Source organism: Halomonas sp. PBN3, from assembly GCF_000475415.1.
GTDB lineage: Bacteria > Pseudomonadota > Gammaproteobacteria > Pseudomonadales > Halomonadaceae > Halomonas > Halomonas shengliensis.
Genome location: NZ_AXCA01000166.1, coordinates 1 through 21,467, shown reverse-complemented (window position 1 = coordinate 21,467; position 21,467 = coordinate 1). Strand labels below are relative to the sequence as shown.

Annotated in this window: 22 protein-coding genes; 7 read left to right on the top strand and 15 right to left on the bottom strand. The window is 69.0% G+C overall.

What is annotated here, in order from left to right; all coding sequences use genetic code 11:
- Nucleotides 1–55 precede the first annotated feature (55 nt).
- The 15 genes from atpA to argC form a co-directional block, all read right to left on the bottom strand.
- A complete protein-coding gene (atpA, locus tag Q673_RS29855) occupies nucleotides 56–1,600 on the bottom strand; it encodes a F0F1 ATP synthase subunit alpha (protein ID WP_023006405.1) in 1,545 nt (514 codons plus the stop codon).
- Nucleotides 1,601–1,616: 16 nt separating this feature from the next.
- Nucleotides 1,617–2,153, bottom strand: coding sequence for a F0F1 ATP synthase subunit delta (locus Q673_RS29850; protein WP_023006404.1), 537 nt, complete (start codon nucleotides 2,151–2,153; stop codon nucleotides 1,617–1,619).
- Between the two features lie 11 nt (nucleotides 2,154–2,164).
- A complete protein-coding gene (locus Q673_RS29845; RefSeq protein ID WP_023006403.1) occupies nucleotides 2,165–2,635 on the bottom strand; it encodes a F0F1 ATP synthase subunit B in 471 nt (156 codons plus the stop codon).
- 76 nt (nucleotides 2,636–2,711) lie between these two features.
- Entirely contained in the window at nucleotides 2,712–2,939 is a 228-nt protein-coding gene (gene atpE, locus Q673_RS29840; RefSeq protein WP_023006402.1) for a F0F1 ATP synthase subunit C, read from the bottom strand.
- A gap of 76 nt (nucleotides 2,940–3,015) precedes the next feature.
- The gene (gene atpB, locus Q673_RS29835; protein WP_023006401.1) at nucleotides 3,016–3,843 is read right to left on the bottom strand and encodes a F0F1 ATP synthase subunit A; all 828 of its coding nucleotides are present in this window, start codon (nucleotides 3,841–3,843) and stop codon (nucleotides 3,016–3,018) included.
- A 7-nt stretch (nucleotides 3,844–3,850) separates the two neighbouring features.
- Nucleotides 3,851–4,255: an ATP synthase subunit I gene (locus Q673_RS29830; protein WP_023006400.1), complete on the bottom strand. Its 405-nt coding sequence runs from the start codon at nucleotides 4,253–4,255 to the stop codon at nucleotides 3,851–3,853.
- Nucleotides 4,256–4,437: 182 nt separating this feature from the next.
- Complete coding sequence (locus tag Q673_RS29825; protein ID WP_023006399.1) at nucleotides 4,438–5,364, bottom strand: ParB/RepB/Spo0J family partition protein; 927 nt, start codon at nucleotides 5,362–5,364, stop codon at nucleotides 4,438–4,440.
- Nucleotides 5,365–5,401: 37 nt separating this feature from the next.
- Nucleotides 5,402–6,172, bottom strand: a complete 771-nt coding sequence (locus Q673_RS29820; protein ID WP_023006398.1) for a ParA family protein — start codon at nucleotides 6,170–6,172, stop codon at nucleotides 5,402–5,404.
- A gap of 31 nt (nucleotides 6,173–6,203) precedes the next feature.
- Nucleotides 6,204–6,854 (bottom strand): 16S rRNA (guanine(527)-N(7))-methyltransferase RsmG, encoded by a 651-nt coding sequence (gene rsmG, locus Q673_RS29815; protein ID WP_023006397.1) that lies wholly within the window; start codon nucleotides 6,852–6,854, stop codon nucleotides 6,204–6,206.
- Nucleotides 6,851–8,755 (bottom strand): tRNA uridine-5-carboxymethylaminomethyl(34) synthesis enzyme MnmG, encoded by a 1,905-nt coding sequence (gene mnmG, locus Q673_RS29810; RefSeq protein WP_023006396.1) that lies wholly within the window; start codon nucleotides 8,753–8,755, stop codon nucleotides 6,851–6,853. Before mnmG ends, rsmG begins: the two co-directional genes overlap by 4 nt.
- A 532-nt stretch (nucleotides 8,756–9,287) precedes the next feature.
- Nucleotides 9,288–10,055, bottom strand: coding sequence for an amino acid ABC transporter ATP-binding protein (locus tag Q673_RS29805; protein ID WP_023006395.1), 768 nt, complete (start codon nucleotides 10,053–10,055; stop codon nucleotides 9,288–9,290).
- Between the two features lie 13 nt (nucleotides 10,056–10,068).
- Nucleotides 10,069–10,740: an amino acid ABC transporter permease gene (locus tag Q673_RS29800; RefSeq protein ID WP_023006394.1), complete on the bottom strand. Its 672-nt coding sequence runs from the start codon at nucleotides 10,738–10,740 to the stop codon at nucleotides 10,069–10,071.
- A gap of 107 nt (nucleotides 10,741–10,847) precedes the next feature.
- The gene (locus Q673_RS29795) at nucleotides 10,848–11,624 is read right to left on the bottom strand and encodes a transporter substrate-binding domain-containing protein (protein WP_023006393.1); all 777 of its coding nucleotides are present in this window, start codon (nucleotides 11,622–11,624) and stop codon (nucleotides 10,848–10,850) included.
- A gap of 101 nt (nucleotides 11,625–11,725) precedes the next feature.
- The gene (gene erpA, locus Q673_RS29790; RefSeq protein ID WP_023006392.1) at nucleotides 11,726–12,079 is read right to left on the bottom strand and encodes an iron-sulfur cluster insertion protein ErpA; all 354 of its coding nucleotides are present in this window, start codon (nucleotides 12,077–12,079) and stop codon (nucleotides 11,726–11,728) included.
- A gap of 213 nt (nucleotides 12,080–12,292) precedes the next feature.
- Nucleotides 12,293–13,327, bottom strand: coding sequence for an N-acetyl-gamma-glutamyl-phosphate reductase (gene argC, locus Q673_RS29785; protein ID WP_023006391.1), 1,035 nt, complete (start codon nucleotides 13,325–13,327; stop codon nucleotides 12,293–12,295).
- Nucleotides 13,328–13,548: 221 nt separating this feature from the next.
- On the opposite strand from argC, the gene Q673_RS29780 reads away from it, so the two are divergent.
- The 7 genes from Q673_RS29780 (at nucleotide 13,549) to hemW (ending at nucleotide 21,309) form a co-directional block, all read left to right on the top strand.
- Entirely contained in the window at nucleotides 13,549–15,453 is a 1,905-nt protein-coding gene (locus Q673_RS29780) for a chloride channel protein (protein ID WP_031218323.1), read from the top strand.
- 37 nt (nucleotides 15,454–15,490) lie between these two features.
- Nucleotides 15,491–15,922, top strand: coding sequence for a protoporphyrinogen oxidase HemJ (gene hemJ, locus Q673_RS29775; RefSeq protein WP_023006389.1), 432 nt, complete (start codon nucleotides 15,491–15,493; stop codon nucleotides 15,920–15,922).
- Complete coding sequence (thiD, locus tag Q673_RS29770) at nucleotides 15,922–16,767, top strand: bifunctional hydroxymethylpyrimidine kinase/phosphomethylpyrimidine kinase (RefSeq protein WP_023006388.1); 846 nt, start codon at nucleotides 15,922–15,924, stop codon at nucleotides 16,765–16,767. The genes hemJ and thiD overlap by 1 nt, the downstream gene beginning before the upstream one ends.
- 152 nt (nucleotides 16,768–16,919) lie before the next feature.
- Complete coding sequence (gene hemL / locus Q673_RS29765; RefSeq protein ID WP_023006387.1) at nucleotides 16,920–18,212, top strand: glutamate-1-semialdehyde 2,1-aminomutase; 1,293 nt, start codon at nucleotides 16,920–16,922, stop codon at nucleotides 18,210–18,212.
- 28 nt (nucleotides 18,213–18,240) lie between these two features.
- Complete coding sequence (locus Q673_RS29760) at nucleotides 18,241–19,500, top strand: AAA family ATPase (RefSeq protein ID WP_023006386.1); 1,260 nt, start codon at nucleotides 18,241–18,243, stop codon at nucleotides 19,498–19,500.
- Nucleotides 19,501–19,528: 28 nt separating this feature from the next.
- The gene (gene rdgB, locus Q673_RS29755) at nucleotides 19,529–20,143 is read left to right on the top strand and encodes an RdgB/HAM1 family non-canonical purine NTP pyrophosphatase (RefSeq protein WP_023006385.1); all 615 of its coding nucleotides are present in this window, start codon (nucleotides 19,529–19,531) and stop codon (nucleotides 20,141–20,143) included.
- On the top strand, nucleotides 20,140–21,309 hold the full coding sequence (gene hemW / locus Q673_RS29750) for a radical SAM family heme chaperone HemW (protein WP_023006384.1): 1,170 nt from the start codon (nucleotides 20,140–20,142) through the stop codon (nucleotides 21,307–21,309). The genes rdgB and hemW overlap by 4 nt, the downstream gene beginning before the upstream one ends.
- Nucleotides 21,310–21,467 lie beyond the last annotated feature (158 nt).

The window sequence follows — 21,467 nt, the reverse complement described above, 5'->3', positions numbered from 1 at the left end:
CGTGGCCCCTCAGAATGCTCCTGGGCCCGCCCCGTGGCGGGGCGGGCCGTGGGACTTACCAGCTCTGAGTGGCCTTGAACTTCTCGAGACCCTCTTTGAGGCCAGCCTGGATCTCGTCATTGTAGTCGCCGGACTCGTTGATCTTGTCGAGCAGCTCGGCGTACTCGGCCTTCATGAAGTCGTGCAGGGCACGCTCGAAGTCCAGGACCTTGCTGACGTCGACGTCATCGAGGAAGCCCTCGTTGGCGGCGTACAGGGAGAGCGCCATCTCGGCCACGGAGAGCGGCGTGTACTGCTTCTGCTTCATCAGCTCGGTGACGCGCTGACCGTGCTCCAGCTGCTTGCGGGTCGCCTCGTCGAGGTCGGAGGCAAACTGCGAGAAGGCCGCCAGCTCGCGGTACTGGGCCAGGGCCAGGCGCACGCCGCCGCCGAGCTTCTTGATCACCTTGGTCTGGGCCGAGCCGCCGACACGGGAGACCGAGAGGCCGGCGTTGATGGCCGGACGGATGCCCGAGTTGAACAGGTCGGTCTCGAGGAAGATCTGGCCGTCGGTGATGGAGATCACGTTGGTCGGCACGAACGCCGAGACGTCGCCGCCCTGGGTCTCGATGATCGGCAGCGCGGTGAGCGAGCCGGTCTTGCCCTTGACCTCGCCGTCGGTGAACTTCTCGACGTAGTCGGCGTTGACGCGGGCGGCACGCTCCAGCAGGCGGGAGTGCAGGTAGAAGACGTCACCCGGGTAGGCTTCGCGGCCCGGCGGACGACGCAGCAGCAGGGAGACCTGGCGGTAGGCCCAGGCCTGCTTGGTGAGGTCGTCGTAGACGATCAGGGCATCCTCGCCGCGGTCGCGGAAGTACTCGCCCATGGTGCAGCCGGCGTAGGGAGCCAGGAACTGCATCGGGGCCGGGTCGGCGGCGCCGGCGGCGACCACGATGGTGTGCTCCATGGCGCCATGCTCCTCGAGCTTGCGCACCACGCTGGCGATGGTCGACTGCTTCTGGCCGATGGCGACGTAGATGCAGGTGACGCCCTTGCCCTTCTGGTTGATGATGGTGTCGACGGCGATGGCCGACTTGCCGATCTGGCGGTCGCCGATGATCAGCTCACGCTGGCCGCGGCCGATCGGCACCATGGCATCGATGGACTTGAAGCCGGTCTGAATCGGCTGGTCCACCGACTGGCGGGTGATGACGCCCGGGGCGACCTTCTCCACCGCGTCGGTCAGCTTGGCGTTGATGTCGCCCTTGCCGTCGATGGGGTTGCCCAGGGCATCCACCACGCGACCCTTGAGCTCGGGCCCCACCGGCACCTCGAGGATGCGGCCGGTGCACTGGGCGGTCATGCCCTCTTCGAGCTGCAGGTAGTCGCCCAGCACCACGGCGCCCACGGAGTCGCGCTCGAGGTTGAGCACCATGCCGTAGATGCCGCCGGGGAATTCGATCATCTCACCGAACATCGCCTCTTCCAGGCCGTGAATCTTCACGATGCCGTCGGAGACGCTGACGATGGTGCCCTGGTTGCGGGCTTCGGATGCGACGTCAAGCTTCTCGATACGCTGCTTGATGATGTCGCTGATCTCGGAAGGATTCAGTTGCTGCATGCCATGTCCCTCAGACTCAGGCGGTTAGCGCTTCGGAGAGGCGGTTGAGTCGACCACGCACCGACCCGTCGATGACGGTATCGCCGGCACGCAGGATGACACCGCCGAGAAGCTCGGGATCCACCTGAGTGGTAATGGAGATTTCGCGATTCAGGCGCTTCTTGAGCGCGCCGGCGAGCTTGTCCTGCTGGGCCTTGGTGAGCTTGTAGGCCGACACCACGGTGACGTCGACCCGCTTCTCGTGGTCGGCGCGCAGCGTCTCGAACTGTTCGCGGATGGCGGCCAGTGCCGCCAGGCGCCCCTTCTCGCCCAGGGTGGCGAGGAAGCGGGAGGCTGCCTCGTCGAGGTCGACCTCCGCCAGCTCGGTCACCAGGGCCACCTTGCGCTCGTTGTCGAGCCTGGGGCTGGAGAGCAGCTTGAGCGCCTCGCGGCTGGTCACCACCATGGCCAGCTTGCTCAGCCAGTCGGACCAGGAATCCAGCGTCTGGTGATCGCGTGCGTACTCGAACGCCGCCTTGGCATAGGGCCTAGCGACGGTAGACAGTTCCGCCATGGATCACCTCCTCACAGTTCGGCGGCAAGCTCGTCGAGCAGCTTGCGATGGGCCTTCTCGTCGATGGAGGCTTCCAGGACCCGCTCGGCGCCGGTGACCGCCAGGCGGGACACCTGTGCGCGCAGCTCGTCCTTGGCACGATTGACTTCCTGCTCGACCTCGGCACGGGCGGAGGCGACGATGCGCTCGCCTTCGGCACGGGCCTGCTCGCGGGCCTCCTCGATCATCTGGGAGGAGCGCTTGTTGGCCTGCTCGAGGATCTGTGAAGCCTGCTCCTTGCTCTCGCGCAGTGTCTGCTCGGCACGCTCCTGGGCGAGCTCGAGATCACGCGAGGCACGGCTGGCCGCATCCAGGCCGTCAGCAATCTTCTTCTGGCGCTCGTGGAGCGCGTTGCTGATCGGCGGCCACACGTACTTTATGCAGAACCAGACAAAGATCGCGAAGGCGATCGTCTGCCCGATCAGCGTCATGTTGATATTCACGGGGCGGTACCTCTGACAGGTTCGTGGCAACCGGAAACAAGCAAACCGAGCGCGGCGCGCTCGGTGCTGTCAATCATCAACCGGCAACAACGAAGATCAGGTACATCGCGATACCCACGCCGATCATCGGCACGGCGTCCAGCAGGCCGGCCATCAGGAAGGTCTTGGTCTGCAGCTGGTCGCCCAGCTCCGGCTGGCGAGCGGTCGACTCGAGCAGCTTGCCGCCCAGGATGGCGAAGCCGATGCCGGTGCCCAGAGCGCCCAGGCCGATCATGAGGGAGGCAGCGATATAGACGAGTTCCATGGTAGTGCTCCTGATTGAGAGTAGTGAGGGTTAAGGGTTGAGGGTTGGGGTTAAGGGTGTTGCAAGGGAATCGACTTCAGTGATGCTCGTGGGCCTGGCTCAGGTAGACCACCGACAGCACCGTGAAGATGAAGGCCTGCAGGGTGATGACCAGGATGTGGAAGATGGCCCAGGGCACGTTCAGGGTCCACATCACCCAGAAGGGCAGCAGGGCGATCAGGATGAAGATCACCTCGCCGGCGAACATGTTGCCGAACAGACGCAGGCCGAGGCTCAGCGGCTTGACCAGCAGGCCGATGATTTCCATCACCAGGTTGAAGGGGATCAGCGACCAGTGGTTGAAGGGGGTCAGCGAGAGCTCCTTGGCGAAGCCGCCCACGCCCTTGACCTTGAGACTGTAGTAGATGATCAGGGCAAAGACGCCGATGGCCATGCCCAGGGTAGCGTTGGGGTCGGTGGTCGGCACCAGCTTCATGTACTCGATGCCGAGGCGCGAGAAGAGCTGCGGCGCGTAGTCCACCGGCACCAGCTTGAGCAGGTTCATCAGGAAGATCCAGACGAACAGCGTCAGCGCCAGCGGCGCGATCACCGGGTTGCGGCCATGGAAGGCGCCGCGCACGGTGAGCTCGATGAACTCGATGACCATCTCGACGACGTTCTGCAGCGGCCCGGGCACCCCGGTGGTGGCCATGCGGCCGGCCTTGCGGAACAGCCAGATGAACAGCAGGCCCATGGCGATGGACCAACCCATGGTATCCAGATGGATCGCCCAGAAGCCCATCTCGCGGGCCTCCTCGGCCGAATGGGCCAGCGACCAGCCGTTCTCGGGATGGTTGCCGAAGGTCAGGTTCTGGAGGTGGTGCTGTATGTAGTAAGCCGCCGTGTTTTCACTGCCTGCTGCCATGCGAAGGTCACCTCGGTTGTGGGGTCGACCGCTCACGCCGTAGCCAGGGTGCCAGCCAGGGCATGAGAAGGGTCGCCACGTATGCGCTGAAGAATGAAATCGGGTTTGAGGGGGGCACGGCCACGAAGACCACTGCCAGCAATGCCACCGTCAAACCGAACTTGCCCGCTTCCGCGCGATACAGGTTGATCACGAAGCGGCGTGCCTGCCGGCCGCCGCGCGCCTGGCCGCTGCGCCATACGAAGAAGGCCAGCGGCAGCAGCCCGACCAGGCCACCGCTGAGGGCGGAAGCTCCGCCCTCGCGCCCCGCCGCGAGCGTGGCCGCCAGCGTCACCAGCAGCACGCCCAGGGCGGCGAGGCCCAGCTGCCGTCTTCCCAGGGCGCGGCGGCGGGCGGCGGGAGGGGTGATCATGCGGTCTTCCTCCCGGCTCGCCACGCGCCCAGCCCTGGCCCGCAGCCTAAACCACCGCGGATTATAGGGAAGCCCCCCCCGGGGCATCAACTGAAGCGGGCCGCTTCGCGTACGATTTTCGGTCACGTTTCGACCAAAGGTGCAGAAATTGTCGACAGACTTGCGCCAGCGGTGCACATGGCCTAGCGGATGTGCTCGAGGATGCCGTCGAGCTCGTCGAGGCTGGCATAGCGAATGGTGACCCGCCCCTTGCCGCCGCGGCCATGCTGGATCTTCACCGGCGCGCCGAGCAGCTCGCCGAGCCGGGTCTCCAGCCGGGCCACGTCGGGGCTCGCGGCGACCGCCTTGGCCGCCGGCGCCGGAGCGCCCTCCTGGAGGCGCTTCACCAGCGCCTCGGTGGCCCGCACGGTGAGGTCGCGGTTGACCACCTCGTGGGCGGCCTGGCGCTGCTTGACCGCAGAGAGCGCCAGCAGGGCGCGGGCATGGCCCATGTCGAGGTCGCCGCGCTCCAGCAGGGTCTGCACCTCCGGGTCCAGCGCCATCAGCCGCAGCAGGTTGGCGACCTGGGCCCGGGACTTGCCCACCGCGTCGGCCACCTGCTGCTGGGTCAGCTCGAACTCCTCCAGCAGCCGCTTGAGGGCCAGCGCCTCCTCCATGGGGTTGAGGTTCTCGCGCTGGATGTTCTCGATCAGCGCCAGGGCCAGGGCCACCTCGTCGCTGACCTCGCGGATCACCGCCGGGATCACGTCCAGCTCGGCGAGCTGGGCGGCGCGCCAGCGGCGTTCGCCGGCGATGATCTCGTAGCGCTCCTCGCCCACCGGACGCACCACGATGGGCTGCATCACGCCCTGGGCGCGGATGGAGTCGGCCAGCTCCTCGAGGGCCTCGGGCTGGATGTCGCGACGCGGCTGGTACTTGCCACGCGAGAGCTGGCCCAGGGGCAGACGCTCCAGGCGCTCCCCGGCGGCGGGTGCGGCGGCCGGTACAGGCGCCGTGTCGTCCGCCGTCTCCTCCAGGGGGACCTCGGGCAGGTCCAGGCTCTCGCGGCGGCGGGCGCCGGAGCCGATCAGGGCATCCAGGCCGCGTCCCAGGGCGCGTTTACGCGTCATCGACATTCCCTCATCACGGTTGCGTCGTATCGGGCGACTACAGCGACAGGCGCCGAATCAGTTCCTTGGCCAGCACCCGGTGGGCCTGGCTGCCGCGCGAGAAGCGCGCGTACTTGGTGACCGGCAGGCCGTGGCTGGGCGCCTCGGCCACCCGCACGTTGCGCGGGATGGTGGCCTTGAGCAGGGTATCGCCGAAGTAGTCGCGCAGCTGCTTGGTGACGTCCCGGGTCAGGCTGTTGCGGGCATCGAACATGGTGCGCAGGATGCCGTAGATCTCGAGCTCCGGGTTCACGCTGTCCTTGATCTGCTCCACGGTATCGAGCAGCGCCGAGAGCCCCTCCAGGGCATAGAACTCGCACTGCAGCGGGATCAGCACCCCGTGGGCGGCGGTCAGGCCGTTGACCGTGAGCATGTTGAGCGAGGGCGGGCAGTCGATCAGCACCACGTCGTACTCGCCGGCGACCACCGCCAGGGCGTCGTCCAGGCAGCGCTCGCGTCCCGCCTCGCGATCGAGCAGCGCCACCTCGGCGGCGGTCAGGTCACCGTTGCCGGGCAGCAGCGCATAGCCGGCCTCGGGACAGTCGAGGATCACCCCGGCGGCATCGCGCTCCCCCAGCAGGACCTCCAGCACGCTGCCGTCGAGCTCGTGCTTGTCCACCCCGCTGCCCATGGTGGCATGGCCCTGGGGATCGAGGTCGACCAGCAGCACGCGGCGGTCGAGGGCCGCCAGGCTGGCGGCGAGGTTGACCGCGGTGGTGGTCTTGCCGACGCCACCCTTCTGGTTGGTCAAGGCGATGATCTTGGTCACGGGCAACTCCGTTGCGGGGAAACGCGGGTTGTCAGGGGGCCCGCTCCGGGGCCCGGCGCTCGAGCACCACCAGCAGGCGGGTGCCCACCTCGAACGGCACCTCGAGGGCGTGGCGGGCCACCGGGGCCACCTCGGGGGGCAGTCCGGCGAGCTCCTCCTCCACCGCGGGACCCTTCATGGCCAGCCACTGGCCACCTTCGGCCACCCGCTCGCGGGTCAGGCCGACGAAGTCGCCGAGGCTCGCGAAGGCCCGCGAGATCACCTGGTCGAAGCGCCCCTCGAAGGCCTCGATGCGCGCCTGCACGGGGGTGACGTTGGCCAGTCCCAGCTCCATCACCGCCTGGCGCTGGAAGCGCACCTTCTTGCCGTTGCTGTCGAGCAGGGTGACCTCGAGCCCGGGAGCCAGGATCGCCAGCACCAGCCCCGGGAAGCCCGGACCGGCCCCCACGTCGAGCAGCCTGGGGCCCCTCACGTGGGGCAGCACCGCGGCGCTGTCGAGCAGGTGGCGCGCCACCATCTCCTCGGGGGAGCGTATCGCGGTGAGGTTATAGGCGCGGTTCCACTTGTGCAACAGGCCGACCAGGGCGAGCAGCCGCCCGCGCTGCTCGGCGTCCACGGCGATGCCCAGTCCCGCCAGCCCCGCGTCGAGGCGCTCTGCCACGGCATCGGCGACCCTCGTCATGCGCTGGCCGCCCGCTGCTCGTCGAGCAGGCGGCGCTTCTTGAGGTGGATCAGCAGGATCGAGACCGCCGCCGGGGTGACCCCGGAGATGCGTGCGGCCTGGGCCAGGGTCTCCGGACGCGCCTCGGCGAGCTTCTGGCGGATCTCATGGGAGAGCCCCTCGACCCGGGCATAGTCCAGGTCGGCCGGCAGCGGGGTCGCCTCGTGGCGCTTGAGCTTGGCGATCTCCTCCTGCTGGCGGTCGATGTAGCCCTGGTACTTGGCCTGGATCTGCACCTGCTCGGCCACCGCCACGTCGGTGACCGGCGTCCCGTCGAGACCCGGCAGGCCCGCGACGTCGGCATAGCCGAGCTCCGGACGCTTGAGCAGGTCCATCAGGCTGTACTCGCGGGCCGGGGCCTTGCCGGTCTTCTCGGCGATGACCCCGGCCGCGGCGCTGCCGGGCTGCACCCAGCAGGCCTTGAGGCGGGCGCTCTCGCGCTCGATCGCCTCGCGCTTCTCGCTGAAGGCGGCCCAGCGGGCGTCGTCCACCAGGCCCAGCTCGCGGCCGCGCTCGGTGAGGCGCAGGTCGGCATTGTCCTCGCGCAGCAGCAGGCGGTACTCGGCCCGCGAGGTGAACATGCGGTAGGGCTCCCGGGTGCCGAGGGTGATCAGGTCATCCACCAGCACGCCGAGGTAGGCCTCGTCGCGGCCGGGGTACCAGGCTTCCCGCCCCTGGGCACGGCGGGCGGCGTTGAGCCCGGCCAGCAGCCCCTGGGCACCGGCCTCCTCGTAGCCGGTGGTGCCGTTGATCTGGCCGGCGAAGTAGAGGTTGCCGATGAACTTCGTCTCCAGCGAATGGCGCAGGTCGCGGGGGTCGAAGAAATCGTACTCGATGGCATAGCCCGGGCGAGTGATATGGGCGTTCTCGAGCCCCTGCATGGAGCGCACCACCTGCAGCTGCACGTCGAAGGGCAGCGAGGTGGAGATGCCGTTGGGATAGAGCTCGTGGGTGTCGAGGCCCTCCGGCTCGATGAAGACCTGGTGGCTCGTCTTGTCGGCGAAGCGATGCACCTTGTCCTCGATGGAGGGGCAGTAGCGCGGGCCGACCCCCTCGATGGTTCCCGAGTACATCGGCGACCGGTCGAGGTTGGCGTGGATGATCTCGTGGGTGCGCTCGTTGGTGTGGGCGATATGGCAGCTGACCTGGCGCGGGTGCTGGTCGCGGCGTCCCATGAACGACATCACCGGGGTGGGGGTGTCGCCGGGTTGCTCCTCGAGCCGCGAGAAGTCCAGGCTCCTGGCATCCAGGCGCGGCGGGGTGCCGGTCTTGAGGCGGTCGACCCGGAACGGCAGGGCGCGCAGGCGCTCGGCCAGGCGGTTGGAGGGCGGGTCGCCGGCGCGCCCGCCGCGGCTGCTGTCCAGGCCGATATGGATCACCCCGCCGAGGAAGGTGCCGGTGCACAGCACCACCGTCTCGCCGAGGAAGCGGATACCGGTCTCGGTGACCACGCCACGCACGGTGTCCTGCTCCACGATCAGGTCGCCGGCCGCCTGCTGGAAGAGCGTCAGGTTGGGCTGGTTCTCCAGCATGCCGCGGATGGCCGCCTTGTAGCGGATCCGGTCGGCCTGGGCGCGGGTGGCGCGCACGGCCGGTCCCTTGCGGGCATTGAGCACCCGGAACTGGATCCCCCCGAGGTCGGTGGCCAGCCCCATGGCCCCGCCCAGGGCATCGATCTCCTTGACCAGGTGGCTCTTGCCGATGCCGCCGATGGCCGGGTTGCAGGACATCTGCCCCAGGGTCTCGATGTTGTGGGTCAGCAGCAGGGTCCGGGAGCCCATGCGCGCGGCGGCCAGGGCGGCTTCGGTTCCCGCATGGCCGCCGCCGATGACGATGACGTCGAAGCGGTCGGGGTAATCCAAGGTGCACCTCGTTGGCGCCGCGGCGCCTCTCTTCGGTCAGGGGAATGGAATCAGCCCGCCAGTATAAACCCCCTGTGGGTAATCGTCAGGGTTTTCCACACCGTGAATCCGTGGGTTCGATTCCCGGTTCTCCTATCAATCAATATCCAATATATAAAGAGAGAAGTTCTGTTGTGGTTGTGACTACTGGTGTGGACAAAAACCGTGGATAAGCGCTCTTATTCATTGCTAACCAAGGGGTTGCGTTGTTAACCCTTCTTGGGGAAAACGGCTGACTGCCTGCGAACGTCCGGTCGAGAGCCTGTGGATGGAGTGCCCGCTTGTCCACAGCGCCGTCGCTGCACCGCTTGTCCACCGCCGGCTACCGGGCTTGTGCCCGCGGCTGTGAACAACCGCCCGGGTTATCCACGAGGCCCGCGGTGGCGGCCTCTCCGGCGTTTCATGGCGGTCTCGGCGCCAATCTTTTCCACAGGCGAAAAAAGGGCCCTGTCGCATCGCGACAGGGCCCTTTTCGGCGCCGATGAGCAGGCTGTCAGTGCTTGAGCACCCGCGACAGGAAGCTGCGGGTACGTTCGTCGGCGGGGCTGTCGAAGATCGTCTCGGGGGGCGCCTCCTCGGCGATCTCGCCCTTGTGGACGTAGATGACCCGGTCGGCCACCTCGCGAGCGAAGCCCATCTCGTGGGTGACGATGATCATGGTCATGCCCTCCCGTGCCAGCTCTCGCATGGCGTCGAGCACCTCGCCGATCATCTCCGGGTCGAGCGCCGAGGTGGGCTCGTCGAACAGCATCAGGCGCGGCTCCATGGCCAGGGCCCGGGCCAGAGCCACGCGCTGCTGCTGGCCCCCGGAGAGCTGGGTGGGATACTTGTCGGCCTGGTCGGCGATGCCGACCCGCTCCAGCAGGCGTTCCGCGGTCTCCACCGCGTCCTCGTCGCTCCAGCCGCGTACCTTCATCGGCGCCAGGGTGACGTTGTCACGCACGCTCAGGTGGGGGAAGAGGTTGAACTGCTGGAACACCATGCCCACCTCGGTGCGGATCTTCTGCAGGGCCTTGCCGCTCTTGCCGTGGGGGGTGAGTTCGTTGCCGTCCACCTCGATGTGTCCGGACTGGAACTCCTCCAGGCCGTTGATGCAGCGGATCAGGGTCGACTTGCCCGAGCCGCTGGCACCGATGACCACCACCACCTCCCCCGGCATCACCTCGAGGTCGATCTCCTTGAGCACGTGCAGGCTGCCGAAGTGCTTGTTGACCTTCTCCATCCGCACGATGGGAGCGGTCGCGTTGTCGTTCTGTGTCATGCGTGGGCTCCCCTTATTGTCCGACCAGGCCGCGGCGCTCGAGCTGGCGCAGCACGATCGAGAGGGTCCAGGTGATGGCGAGGTAGAGCACCGCCACCATCAGGTAGACCTCCATGGCGGTGAAGGTGGTGGCGATGTAGATCTGTCCCTGGCGCACCAGCTCACCGACGCCGATCACCGAGAACAGCGAGGTATCCTTGATGCTGATGATCGCCTGGTTGCCCAGCGGCGGGATCATGCGCCGGAAGGCCTGGGGCCAGATCACGTAGCGGAAGGCCTGGGTCCGCGACAGGCCCAGGGAGAGCGAGGCCTCGCGCTGGCCGCGCTCGATGGACTGCACCCCACCGCGCACTACCTCGGAGATGTAGGCGCCGGAGTTGACGGCGATCGCGGCGATCCCCGCGGTCAGGGCGTTGATGGGGCCGCCGAGGATCTGCGGCAGGCCATAGAAGATGAACAGCACCTGCACCAGGATGGGGGTGCCGCGGAACACCTCGATGTAGAAGACGGCGGGCAGGCGCAGCCAGATCAGCGAGCTGATGCGCATCAGGCCGAAGATGATGCCGATCACGAAGCCGATGGCCAGGCCCCCGAAGGAGATCAGCAGGGTCCAGGGGACCCCCGGCAACAGGTGGGGGATCGAGCCGAAGGCGGCCGACCAGTCGAATTGGAAGGTCACGTCCACGAGGGAGTCTCCGGGAACATTGAACGACACGGGGCCGGGTGGTCATGCCGCCCGGCCCCGCGGACACTCTCGTCGCCTGCATGGCGACGCTGGCGCGGGAGGTCGCCTCAGTCGTCGCTAGGCGCCTCGCCGAACCACTTCGTGTAGATCTCGTCGTAGGTGCCATCCTCCTTCATGGCCGCCAGCGCCTCGTTCACCGGCTCGACCCACTCGCTGCCCTGGTGGAAGACGATGCCGTACTGCTGGCCCTCATAGAGCGGCCCTACCACCTTGGTGCGGCCCTCGCCGCGGGTCTGGGCGAAGTAGCCGACGTTGGGCGCGTCGTAGAAGGCGGCATCGACGTTGCCGCCGAGCAGCGCCATGTACATGTCGGAGGTGCCCGGGTAGGGAGTGATCTCGGCGTTCTCGCCGAGGTTCTCCTGGAGGAAGTCGTAGCTGGTGGAGCCGATCTTGGTGGCCACGCTCAGCCCCTCGAGGTCCTCGAGGGTCTCCACCTCGTCGTTGTCGGCGCGGACCATGATGCGCAGGCCCGAGTCGTAGTAGGGGTCGGAGAAGTCGACGATCTCGGCGCGTTCCTCGGTGATGGTCACGCCGGCGATGGCGATCTCCTGGCTGCCGGTCTGGACGGCCGGGATGATGCCGTTGAACTCCATGGTGGTCAGGTTGACCTCGAAGCCGGCGCGCTCGGCCAGCTCGTTGATGATGTCCATGTCGAAGCCGACCATCTCGCCGGTCTCGGTATCCATCATCTCGAAGGGGACGAAGCTGGGGTCGGTGACCACGTTGACGGTGGGGGTCTGGGCCAGGGCGGCGCCGGCCAGGCCGGTACCTAGCGCGAGGGCGCTGGCCAGGATGCTAGGTTTCAGGAAGGTCGATTGTTTCATGGGATTCCCCGTTCTTGGGACTTTTCTGATGGGACTCGCCATTTCAACCATGGCGAGAAACCCCGAAAGCGTCAAGTTGGGGAATTACACGCTGCTGGCGCTCAGACCATGAAGGAGGCCCCGCAGCCGCAGGTGGTGGTGGCGTTGGGGTTCTGGACCAGGAACCGGGCGCCGGCGAGGCCCTCCTCGTAGTCCACCGTGGAGCCGACCAGGTACTGGTAGGAGAGCGGGTCGACCACCAGGGCGACGTCGCCGAATTCGACCAGGGTGTCGTCCTCGGCGACCTCGTCGGCGAAATCGAAGCCGTACTGGAAGCCGGAGCAGCCGCCGCCGGTCACGTAGACGCGCAGCTTGAGCCCGGGGTTGCCCTCCTCCTCGATCAGCGCCCGCAGCCGGGCCCTGGCGCTGGCGGAGAGCATCAGCGGCGTAGGGACGAAGGATTCGGCTTCGCTCATGGAAGACTCCAGGGCATGAAAGTGTGACCGGTCATTATCCGCAAACCCCAGCAAAATGGTCAACTTTCCGACAGGCTATTCGGGCTATCCCAAGGGGAGGTCTACGAGGAGGCGCTGTGAATACCTCCCTGTACGCTACCGACGCCATCCCTGGCGTAGGACCTCCTCTGCGACCTCCCCTTGGCGCCCTCAATGTTCGGTGGGAGGGTCAGATCAGGGCATCATCGCGGGGGCGGCCAGGCCGGCGTTCTCGTCGCAGCCGAACATCAGGTTGAGGTTGTGGATCGCCTGGCCGGAGGCGCCCTTGACCAGGTTGTCGATCACCGAGAGCACCACCACGGTGTCGCCGTCGCCGGGGCGATGCACGGCGAGACGGCAGAGGTTGGCGCCCTTAACGCTGCGGGTCTCGGGATGGCTGCCCGCGGGCATGACGTCGACGAAGGGCTCGCCCGCGAAGCGCGTCTCGAACAGCGCCTGGAGGTCGCCGGGCTCGCCGGTGAGGCGGCCGTAGAGGGTGGCGTGGATGCCGCGTATCATCGGCGTGAGGTGCGGCACGAAGGTCAGCCCCACCGCCCGGCCGGCGGCATCGCCCAGGCCCTGGCGGATCTCCGGCAGGTGGCGGTGGCCGCTCGCCCCGTAGGCCTTCATCGACTCGCTGGCCTCGGCCAGCAGCGACGGCACCTTGGCGCCGCGGCCGGCGCCGGTGACCCCGGACTTGCAGTCGGCGATGACATGGTCCGCGTCGATCAGGCCGGCCTCCAGCAGCGGCAGCAGGCCGAGCTGCACCGCGGTGGGGTAGCAGCCCGGCACGGCGATCAGGCGGGCGCGGCGGATGCGTTCGCGGTTGACCTCCGGCAGGCCGTAGACGGCCTCCTCGAGCAGCTCGGGGGCGCCGTGGGGCTGGCCATACCACTGCGCCCACTCCGCGGCGTCACGCAGGCGGAAGTCCGCCGAGAGGTCGATGACCCGGGTGCCGCGTTCGAGCAGCTCCCCGGCCAGGGCGTGTGCGACGCCATGGGGGGTGGCGAAGAAGACGGCGTCGCAGGCGCCCAGGCGCTCGGCGTCGGGCTCGCTGAAGGTCAGGCCGTCGTAGTGGCCGCGCAGGTTGGGGTAGAGCTCGGCGACGGCCAGGCCGGCCTCGGAGCGAGAGGTGATGGCCTCGACCTTCACCTCGGGGTGCTGGGCCAGCAGCCTGAGCAGCTCGACGCCGGTATAGCCGGTGCCGCCGACGATTCCGACCTTGATCACGTGGGACTCCTTGGGTTGAAGGGGCAAGTGGTGCGGGTAGAGCCGATATGGCTCGCCGGTTTCCTTTTAGACCTGTACCCGACGCCTTTCGCTATCGAGATCGAGTCAGCTGCGATGGCGGCCAGGAAGGGAGGGGGCCGGGCTGTCATCGCCCCGCGGGAATATGATACACAGATGAAGGACCGCCAGGGTCGTTCCTCCGTCGTAAAGGATACCGCGACGTGCCGCGATTGCCTCGCCTCGATGCCGGTCATGGACTGGAGCGCTTTCGTCAACAGCTTGCCAACGTGGATGCCCTGCCGCAACTCTGCGTGCTGGGGGTCGTCTCGGGCCTGTTGACCGGGGCGCTGATGGTGGGGTTCCGCAGCCTGCTGGAGCTGGGCGGGCTGTGGCTTCTGCCGGGCGGCAGCCCCGAGGCGTTCGAGGCCCTGCCGCCGGCGCTGCGCAGCCTGATGCCGCTGGCGGCGGTGGCGCTGATCGGCCTGTGGATGTGGGCGACGCCCGGCGCCGGGCGCCAGATCGGGGTGGTCCACGTGATCGACCGCCTGGCCTATCACCAGGGGCGCTTCCCGCTGCGCAACTGGCTCACCCAGTGGGTGGTGGGCCTGGTCTCGGTGGTGGGTGGCCTCTCCGCCGGCCGCGAGGGTCCGGCGATCCATCTCGGGGCGGCCGCCTCCAGCGGCCTGGGGCAGCGCCTGCGCCTGCCCCACAACAGCCTGCGGGTGCTGGTCGCCTGCGGCACCGCGGCGGGCATCGCCGCCTCCTTCAACACGCCCATCGCCGGGGTCATCTTCGCCATGGAGGTGGTGATGATGGAGTACACCATCATCGGCTTCATGCCGGTGATCCTGGCCTCCACCATGGGCGCGGTGGTGGCACAGCTGGTCTACGGCCCCGACCCGGCGATCGGCGTGCCCGACCTCCATCTCAACTCCCTCCTCGATCTGCCCTGGATCATCGTCAGCGCCCTGGCCATCGGCCTGCTGGCGGGGCTCTTCGTGCGGGTCTCGCGGCTGGGACCGCGCCTCGAGGGCCTGCCCATGGCGCTGCGTTTCCTGCTGGCGGGTGGCGTGGTGGCCGCGGTGGCCTGGTGGTACCCCCAGGTCCAGGGCATGGGCTACGACACCCTGCAGGCGACGCTCTCCGGCTCGGTGGCGGTGGACGTGCTGCTCGCCGTGGCCGTCGGCAAGCTGCTGCTCACCGCCGGCACCGTGGCCTGCGGGATCCCGGTGAGCATCATCGGTCCGGTGCTGGTGGTGGGCGGCGCCGCCGGGGCGCTGTGCGGCCTGGCCGGCCAGTGGCTGCTGCCCATCGAGGCCTCCGACCCGGCGCTCTACGCCATGCTGGGCATGGCGGCGATGATGGGCGCGGTGCTGCAGGCCCCGCTGGCGGCGCTGATGGCGCTGCTCGAGCTGACCCATAATCCCAACATCATCCTCCCCGGCATGCTGGCGGTGGTGGTCTCCTGCCTCACCGCTCGCCAGCTGTGCCGCTGCGGTGGCTTCTTCATCAGCGTGACCCGCCAGGGGCTACACCCCCTGCAGCAGCCGTTGATGCAGGCGCTCTCCCGGGTCTCGGTGCCGGCGGTGATGGAGCGCCGGCTGGTACGCACCCAGCGCATGGTGAGTCGGGAGAAGGCGCGCGCGCTGCTGGAGTCGGAGCCGGTGTGGGTGTTGATCGAGCGCTCCAGCGACGACAAGCCGGTGCTGGCGCTGAAGGCCGCCGACCTGGCTCGCTGGCTCACCGAGCAGGCGGCCGAGGAGGAGAAGCGTGCCGCCGAGGAGGAGGAGACCGACGTGCCCGCCGAGGAGGCGGCGACGGAGGGCGACGGCGAGGAGAAGCCGGCCAGGAAGCGCAAGCTCAAGGAGAAGGTCAGGGACAAGGCGCGGGAGAAGAGCCGCGACAAGGAGGAGGCGCCCCCCGTGGACCTGCTCGAGATCCCCGGGGTGCGCCTGGAGCTGGCCCCCATCGGGCTGCAGGCCACCCTCTCCGAGGCCTTCAACAAGCTCAACGACTCGATGCTCGATGCCCTCTACGTGGAGCACGGCCACCGGCCGAAGCAGAAGCGGATTTCCGGTATCATCACCCGCGGCGCCATCGAACGCTTCTACCGCGTCGAGGACTGACGCCGCACCCACTTCCCCATTCCCGCAAGGAGCTCCCATGACCCTGTGGTTCAAGGCCCTGCACCTGATCGCCATGGTCACCTGGTTCGCCGCCCTCTTCTACCTGCCACGGCTCTATGTCTACCACGCCATGGCGCGTGACCGTGGCGAGCAGCAGGCGATCGACCACTTCCTGGTCATGGAGCGCAAGCTCTACCGCGGCATCATGACCCCCTCGATGATCGCCGTGCTGCTGTTCGGCGGCATGCTGCTGGTGCTCAACCCCGGCTGGCTGACCCAGGGCTGGATCCACGCCAAGCTGCTGCTGGTGGCGCTGCTGGTGGGCTACCACCATGTCTGCCTGATCTACCTGAAGCAGTTCGCCGAGGCGCGCTGCAAGCGGGGTCACGTCTTCTTCCGCTGGTTCAACGAGCTGCCGGTGATCGCCCTGCTGATCATCATCTTCCTTGCCGTGCTCAAGCCCTTCTGATGGCCGGCGAGGCGGCCCTCGAGCCCCACCTGCCCACGGTGTTGGTGTTGGCCGGCCACGACCCCACCGGCGGCGCCGGCCTGGTGGCCGACGCCGAGGCGGTGGCCGCAGCGGGCGGCTGGGCGTTGACCGTGCCCACCGCCCTGACCGTGCAGTCCTGTCGCGACGTCGCCGCCGTGGTGCCCGCCGACCCCGCCTTGATGCGCCAGAGCGTCGCCGCCCTCGACGAGTTCGCGGTGGCGGCGATCAAAGTCGGGCTGGTGGCCGACCTGGCGACCCTGGACGCCGTCACCGATATCCTCGGGCGCTTCCCAGGGGTGCCGGTGGTGGCCGACCCGGTGCTGCGTGCCGGCGGCGGCCGGGAGTTATCCACAATCGAGCTGGTCGACGCCTACCGGGAGCGACTGCTGCCGCGGGTGGATATCCTCACCCCCAACCGGGGGGAGCTGGCGCGGCTCTCCCCGGGTCTCGAGGAGGATACCGAGCGGGCCGTGGCGCTGATGCAGCTGGGCTGCCAGGGGGTGCTGGTGACCGCCACCGACGACCCGGTACCGGGCACCCCGCAAGGGCGGGTGGCGCACACCCTGCACACGCCGGACCAGAGTCGCCAGTGGAGCTGGCCGCGGCTGGACGGGCGCTTCCACGGCTCCGGCTGCACCCTGGCGTCCTGCCTGGCGGCGCGGCTGGCCGCCGGCGAGTCGCTGGTAGCGGCCTGCGAGCAGGCCCAGGCCTTTACCTGGGAGGCGCTGGCCCACGGCTGGCGACCGGGCCAGGCCCAGCGGCTGCCCCGGCGGCTGTGGCGCCTGCCTGGCCTCTCGCCGCATGCGGCCCCGGCCTCTCGCTGAGGGGGTATGGCCTTTGCGGGCCGGAGCACCGAGAATGGGGAGAGACACGGGGGGCCGCGGATGCGCCCAGATGGGCGGTGTTCACCGCCACTTCACCCCCTGTGAATAGTTTATCCAGAGAATTATCCACAGCCTCGAGGACGAGACACGACATGACCACCTCCGCCGAGCTCTTCGCCCAGGCCTGCCGACACATCCCCGGCGGGGTCAACTCCCCGGTACGCGCCTTCAAGGGGCTGCAGCGTCCGCCGGTGTTCATGGAGCGCGCCCAGGGTGCCTACCTGTTCGACGTGGAGGGCAAGCGCTACGTGGACTACGTGGGCTCCTGGGGACCGATGATCACCGGTCACGCCGACCCCGAGGTGCTCGGCGCGGTGCGCAGCCGGCTCGACGGCGGCCTCTCCTTCGGCACCCCCACCGCCATCGAGACCACCATGGCGGACCTGATCTGCGAGATGATCCCCTCCATCGAGATGGTGCGCATGGTCAACTCCGGCACCGAGGCCACCATGTCGGCGATCCGCCTGGCGCGCGGCGTCACAGGACGCGACAAGATCATCAAGTTCGAGGGCAACTACCACGGCCATTCCGACTCGCTGCTGGTCAAGGCGGGCTCGGGGGCGTTGACCCACGGCGAGCCCAGCTCCCCCGGGGTGCCGGCGTCGCTGGCCGAGCACACCGTGACCCTGGCCTACAACGACATCGATGCCGTGGAGCAGTGCTTCGAGGAGATCGGCGACCAGGTGGCCTGCATCATCGTCGAGCCGGTGGCCGGCAACATGAACTGCATCCCGCCCCAGCCGGGCTTCCTGAAGAGCCTGCGCCGGGTCTGTGACGCCCATGACAGCGTGCTGATCTTCGACGAGGTGATGACCGGCTTCCGGGTCGCCATGGGCGGCGCCCAGGCCCACTACGGGGTGTGCCCCGATCTCACCTGCCTGGGCAAGATCGTCGGCGGCGGCATGCCGGTGGGGGCCTTCGGCGGCAGCGAGGCGATCATGTCCAACATCTCGCCGCTGGGGCCCATCTACCAGGCGGGTACCCTCTCCGGTAACCCGCTGGCCATGGCCGCGGGCATCGCCCTGCTCACCAAGCTGCGCGAGCCCGGCTTCCACGATGCCCTGGCGCAGCGCGTCGAGACCCTCTGCCACGGCCTCCAGGAGCGTGCCGACGCCGCCGGCGTGGAGATGATCACCCAGCGTGCCGGGGGCATGTTCGGGCTCTTCTTCACCGGCCAGAGCCGTGTGGACAACTTCGCCCAGGCCACCGCCTGCGACGCCGACGCCTTCCGCCGCTTCTTCTCGGCGATGCTCGACGAGGGGGTCTACCTGGCACCCTCGGCCTATGAGGCGGGCTTCATGTCCAGTGCCCACACCCCGGAGGACATCCAGTTCACCCTGGATGCCGCCGAGAAGGCCTTCGACGCGATGCAGCGCGAGGCCTGACCTGTCCACCCCCAGCGGGAGAATCGCCATGCGCTCACCCCCCATCGCCGACCCGGCCGCCAGCGGCGAGAGCCTGGAGCTGGAGGCGCTGATCGACGCCCTGGTGGCCTACCATCGCGGGGCGGCTTCCCACGACGCCGAAGAGCAGCCTGCCGGCGAGCCCCTCGCGCGCACCATGACGGCCGAGCTGGCGGCGATCCGCGAGGCCCTGCTCGATGACGAGGAGCGCCAGCGGCTCGACCAGCTCGGCCGCTGGTTCGAGCAGGACCGGGTGCGCCTGACCCCGCTGCTCGAGGCGAGGGCCGCACGGCGGGTGCCGAGCTGGGCGCACCGCCACCCCGGCAGCCGGCTGTGCCACGAGGGCCGGCCGCTGCTGGTCAATGCCATCGGACGCGACCTCGAGGTGCCCGGCGCCGAGCTCGCCGACGACCCCGCCAGCGACCTGGCGGCGCTGCTGGTCGGTCTGGAGGGGCGCGAGGCCCCGGCGTTGACCCGGCTGGCGCTGGATCGCTACCTGCGTTACGCCGGTGACTACGAGCTGGCCCGCCTGCTGTCGCTCTACGGTACCTGCCACGCGGTAAGCGCCGCGCGCCGCGCCCTGCGCCGTCGCCCCGCCGCCGGCCGGGATCCGGAGCACCCCGCCCTGCTCGCCGAGAGCATGGCCGAGTGCCGTCGCTACCTGGCGCTGGCCGAGCGCATCGCCGAGTTCCGCTTCCCGCCGTTGATCATCGCCGTGGGGGTCTCCGGCAGCGGCAAGAGCCGCTTCACCCGCGGACTGGTCACCGGCCTCGGGGCGATCCGCGTCAGCTCCGAGGCGGAGCGCCAGCGCCTGGCCCAGGCCGACGACGCCTCGATCCATCCACAGGGCGACGCCGACGCCTCGGTTGTGGATATCTTCGGCGAGGCGGCCACGGCGGCCACCTACCGGCGCCTGGCGAGCTGCGCCGGCCTGCTGCTGGATGCCGGCATCCCCGCCTGCGTGGATGCCACCTGCCTGACCCGGGCCCAGCGCGACCTGCTGCGCCAGCAGGCCGAGGCGCGTGGCCTGCCCTGCCTGCTGGTCAGCTTCGAGGCCGACGACGCGACCCTGCGCCGGCGCATCGAGAAGCGTGCCCACCGCCAGGGAGGCGCCGTCGAGGAGAGCCTGGCGGTGCTGGCCAGCCAGCAGCGACGCTTCGAGCCCTTCGCCGATGAGGAGCGCCTGCACCTGGTGCATCTCGACACCACCGCGGACAACGCCGCCGAAACCCTGGTGGGGCTGATCCAGGAGCATGTCACCCTTGGATAAGGCCCACCCCGTCACCGAGAGGAGCCCGATGACCCTATCCGCGACCCTGGTGCTGGCCAGCGGCAACCCCGGCAAGCTGCGCGAGTTCGCCCAGCTGCTGGCGCCGCTGGGCATGCAGGTGCGTCCCCAGTCCGACTTCGCCGTGCCCGAGGTGGAGGAGAGCGGCCTGACCTTCGTCGAGAACGCCCTGCTCAAGGCCCGCGAGGCGAGCCGCGTCAGTGGCCTGCCGGCCCTGGCCGACGACTCGGGGCTGGAGGTCGATGCCCTCGACGGGGCGCCCGGCATCTACTCGGCGCGCTTCGCCGGCGAGCCCAAGAGCGATGCACGCAACAACGCGCGGCTGCTCGAGGCCCTGGCCGAGGTGCCCGAGGGACGGCGCGCCGCGCGCTACTGGTGCGTGCTGGTCTACCTGCGCCATGCCGAGGACCCCGTGCCGGTCATCGTCCAGCGCAGCTGGGAGGGCGAGATCCTCGCGCACCCCCGCGGCGAAGGCGGCTTCGGCTATGACCCGCTGTTCTGGCTCCCCGACCAGGGGCTGAGCGTCGCCGAGCTGCCGGCGGCGGAGAAGAACCGCCTGAGCCATCGCGGACGGGCACTGCAGGCGCTGGTCGAGCGCTTCCGCGGCGCCGACGAGGCCCCATGACCTCGCTGCCCCCGCTTGCGCTCTATGTGCACGTGCCGTGGTGCGTGCGCAAGTGCCCTTACTGTGACTTCAACTCCCACGGCATCGGCCGTTCGGCGACGCTGCCCGAGGCAGAATACCTCGAGGCGTTGCTGGCCGATCTCGACGCCGACCTGCCGCTCGCCGGCGGGCGCGAGCTGGTCAGCGTCTTCATCGGCGGCGGCACCCCGAGCCTGCTCTCCGCCGGTTTCTACCGTCGCCTGCTGGAAGGGGTCGCCGCGCGCCTGCCGCTGGCGGCCGATAGCGAGATCACCCTGGAGGCCAACCCCGGCACCCTAGAGCGTGGCCGCTTCGCCGGGTACCGCGAGGCGGGGGTCAACCGCCTATCGCTGGGGGTACAGAGCTTCCAGGCCGAGCAGCTCGCGGCGCTGGGCCGCATCCACGACGGCGCCGACGCCGAGGCGGCCTTCGCCGAGGCGCGCGCGGCGGGCTTCGACAACCTCAACGTCGACCTGATGCATGGCCTGCCCGGGCAGACGCCGGAGATGGCCCTGGCGGACCTGGAGCGGGCCCTGGCGCTGGCGCCGGAGCACCTCTCCTGGTACCAGCTCACCCTGGAGCCCAATACCGAGTTCTACCGCTACCCGCCGGCGCTGCCCGAGGAGGAGGCGTTGTGGGAGATCCAGGATCGCGGCCACGAGCGCCTGGAGGCGGCGGGCCTGCAGCGCTACGAGATCTCGGCCTATGCCCGCCCGGGGAGGCGTTCGCGCCACAACCTCAACTACTGGCGCTTCGGCGACTACCTGGGGATCGGCGCCGGGGCCCACGGCAAGCTGAGCCGGGCCGATGGCGCCGGCGGCCTGGCCATCGAGCGCCGCTGGAAGAGCCGCCAGCCCGAGGCCTACCTGCGCCGCCGCCAGGACCCGCGCGGCTTCGTCGCCGATGCCCACCCCGTCGACCGCGAGGAGCTGGCGCTGGAGTTCGCCATGAATGCCCTGCGCCTCCCCGAGGGGGTGCCGATGGCGGTGTGGGAGGCCGCCACCGGCCAGCCGCGGGAGAGGCTCACGGCACGGCTCGCCGGTGCCCGCAAAAAAGGACTTCTGGTGGAAGATGCCGACAGGCTTCAAGCCTCCCCCCGCGGTCTACTATTCTTGAACGAACTGCTGGCGTCCATCGACGAGAGCTGATGGCGCCTGTGCTACGCTCATCGCAACCGCTGCCATTGACGGCCCCAGGGACGATCGACCGGGCCAACGACCCAACCAAGGAGAATGCCACGATGACCAAGCCCCTTCGCTTCATGGCTCCGCTGGCCGCCGCCGTGCTGCTGGCCGGCTGTGCCACC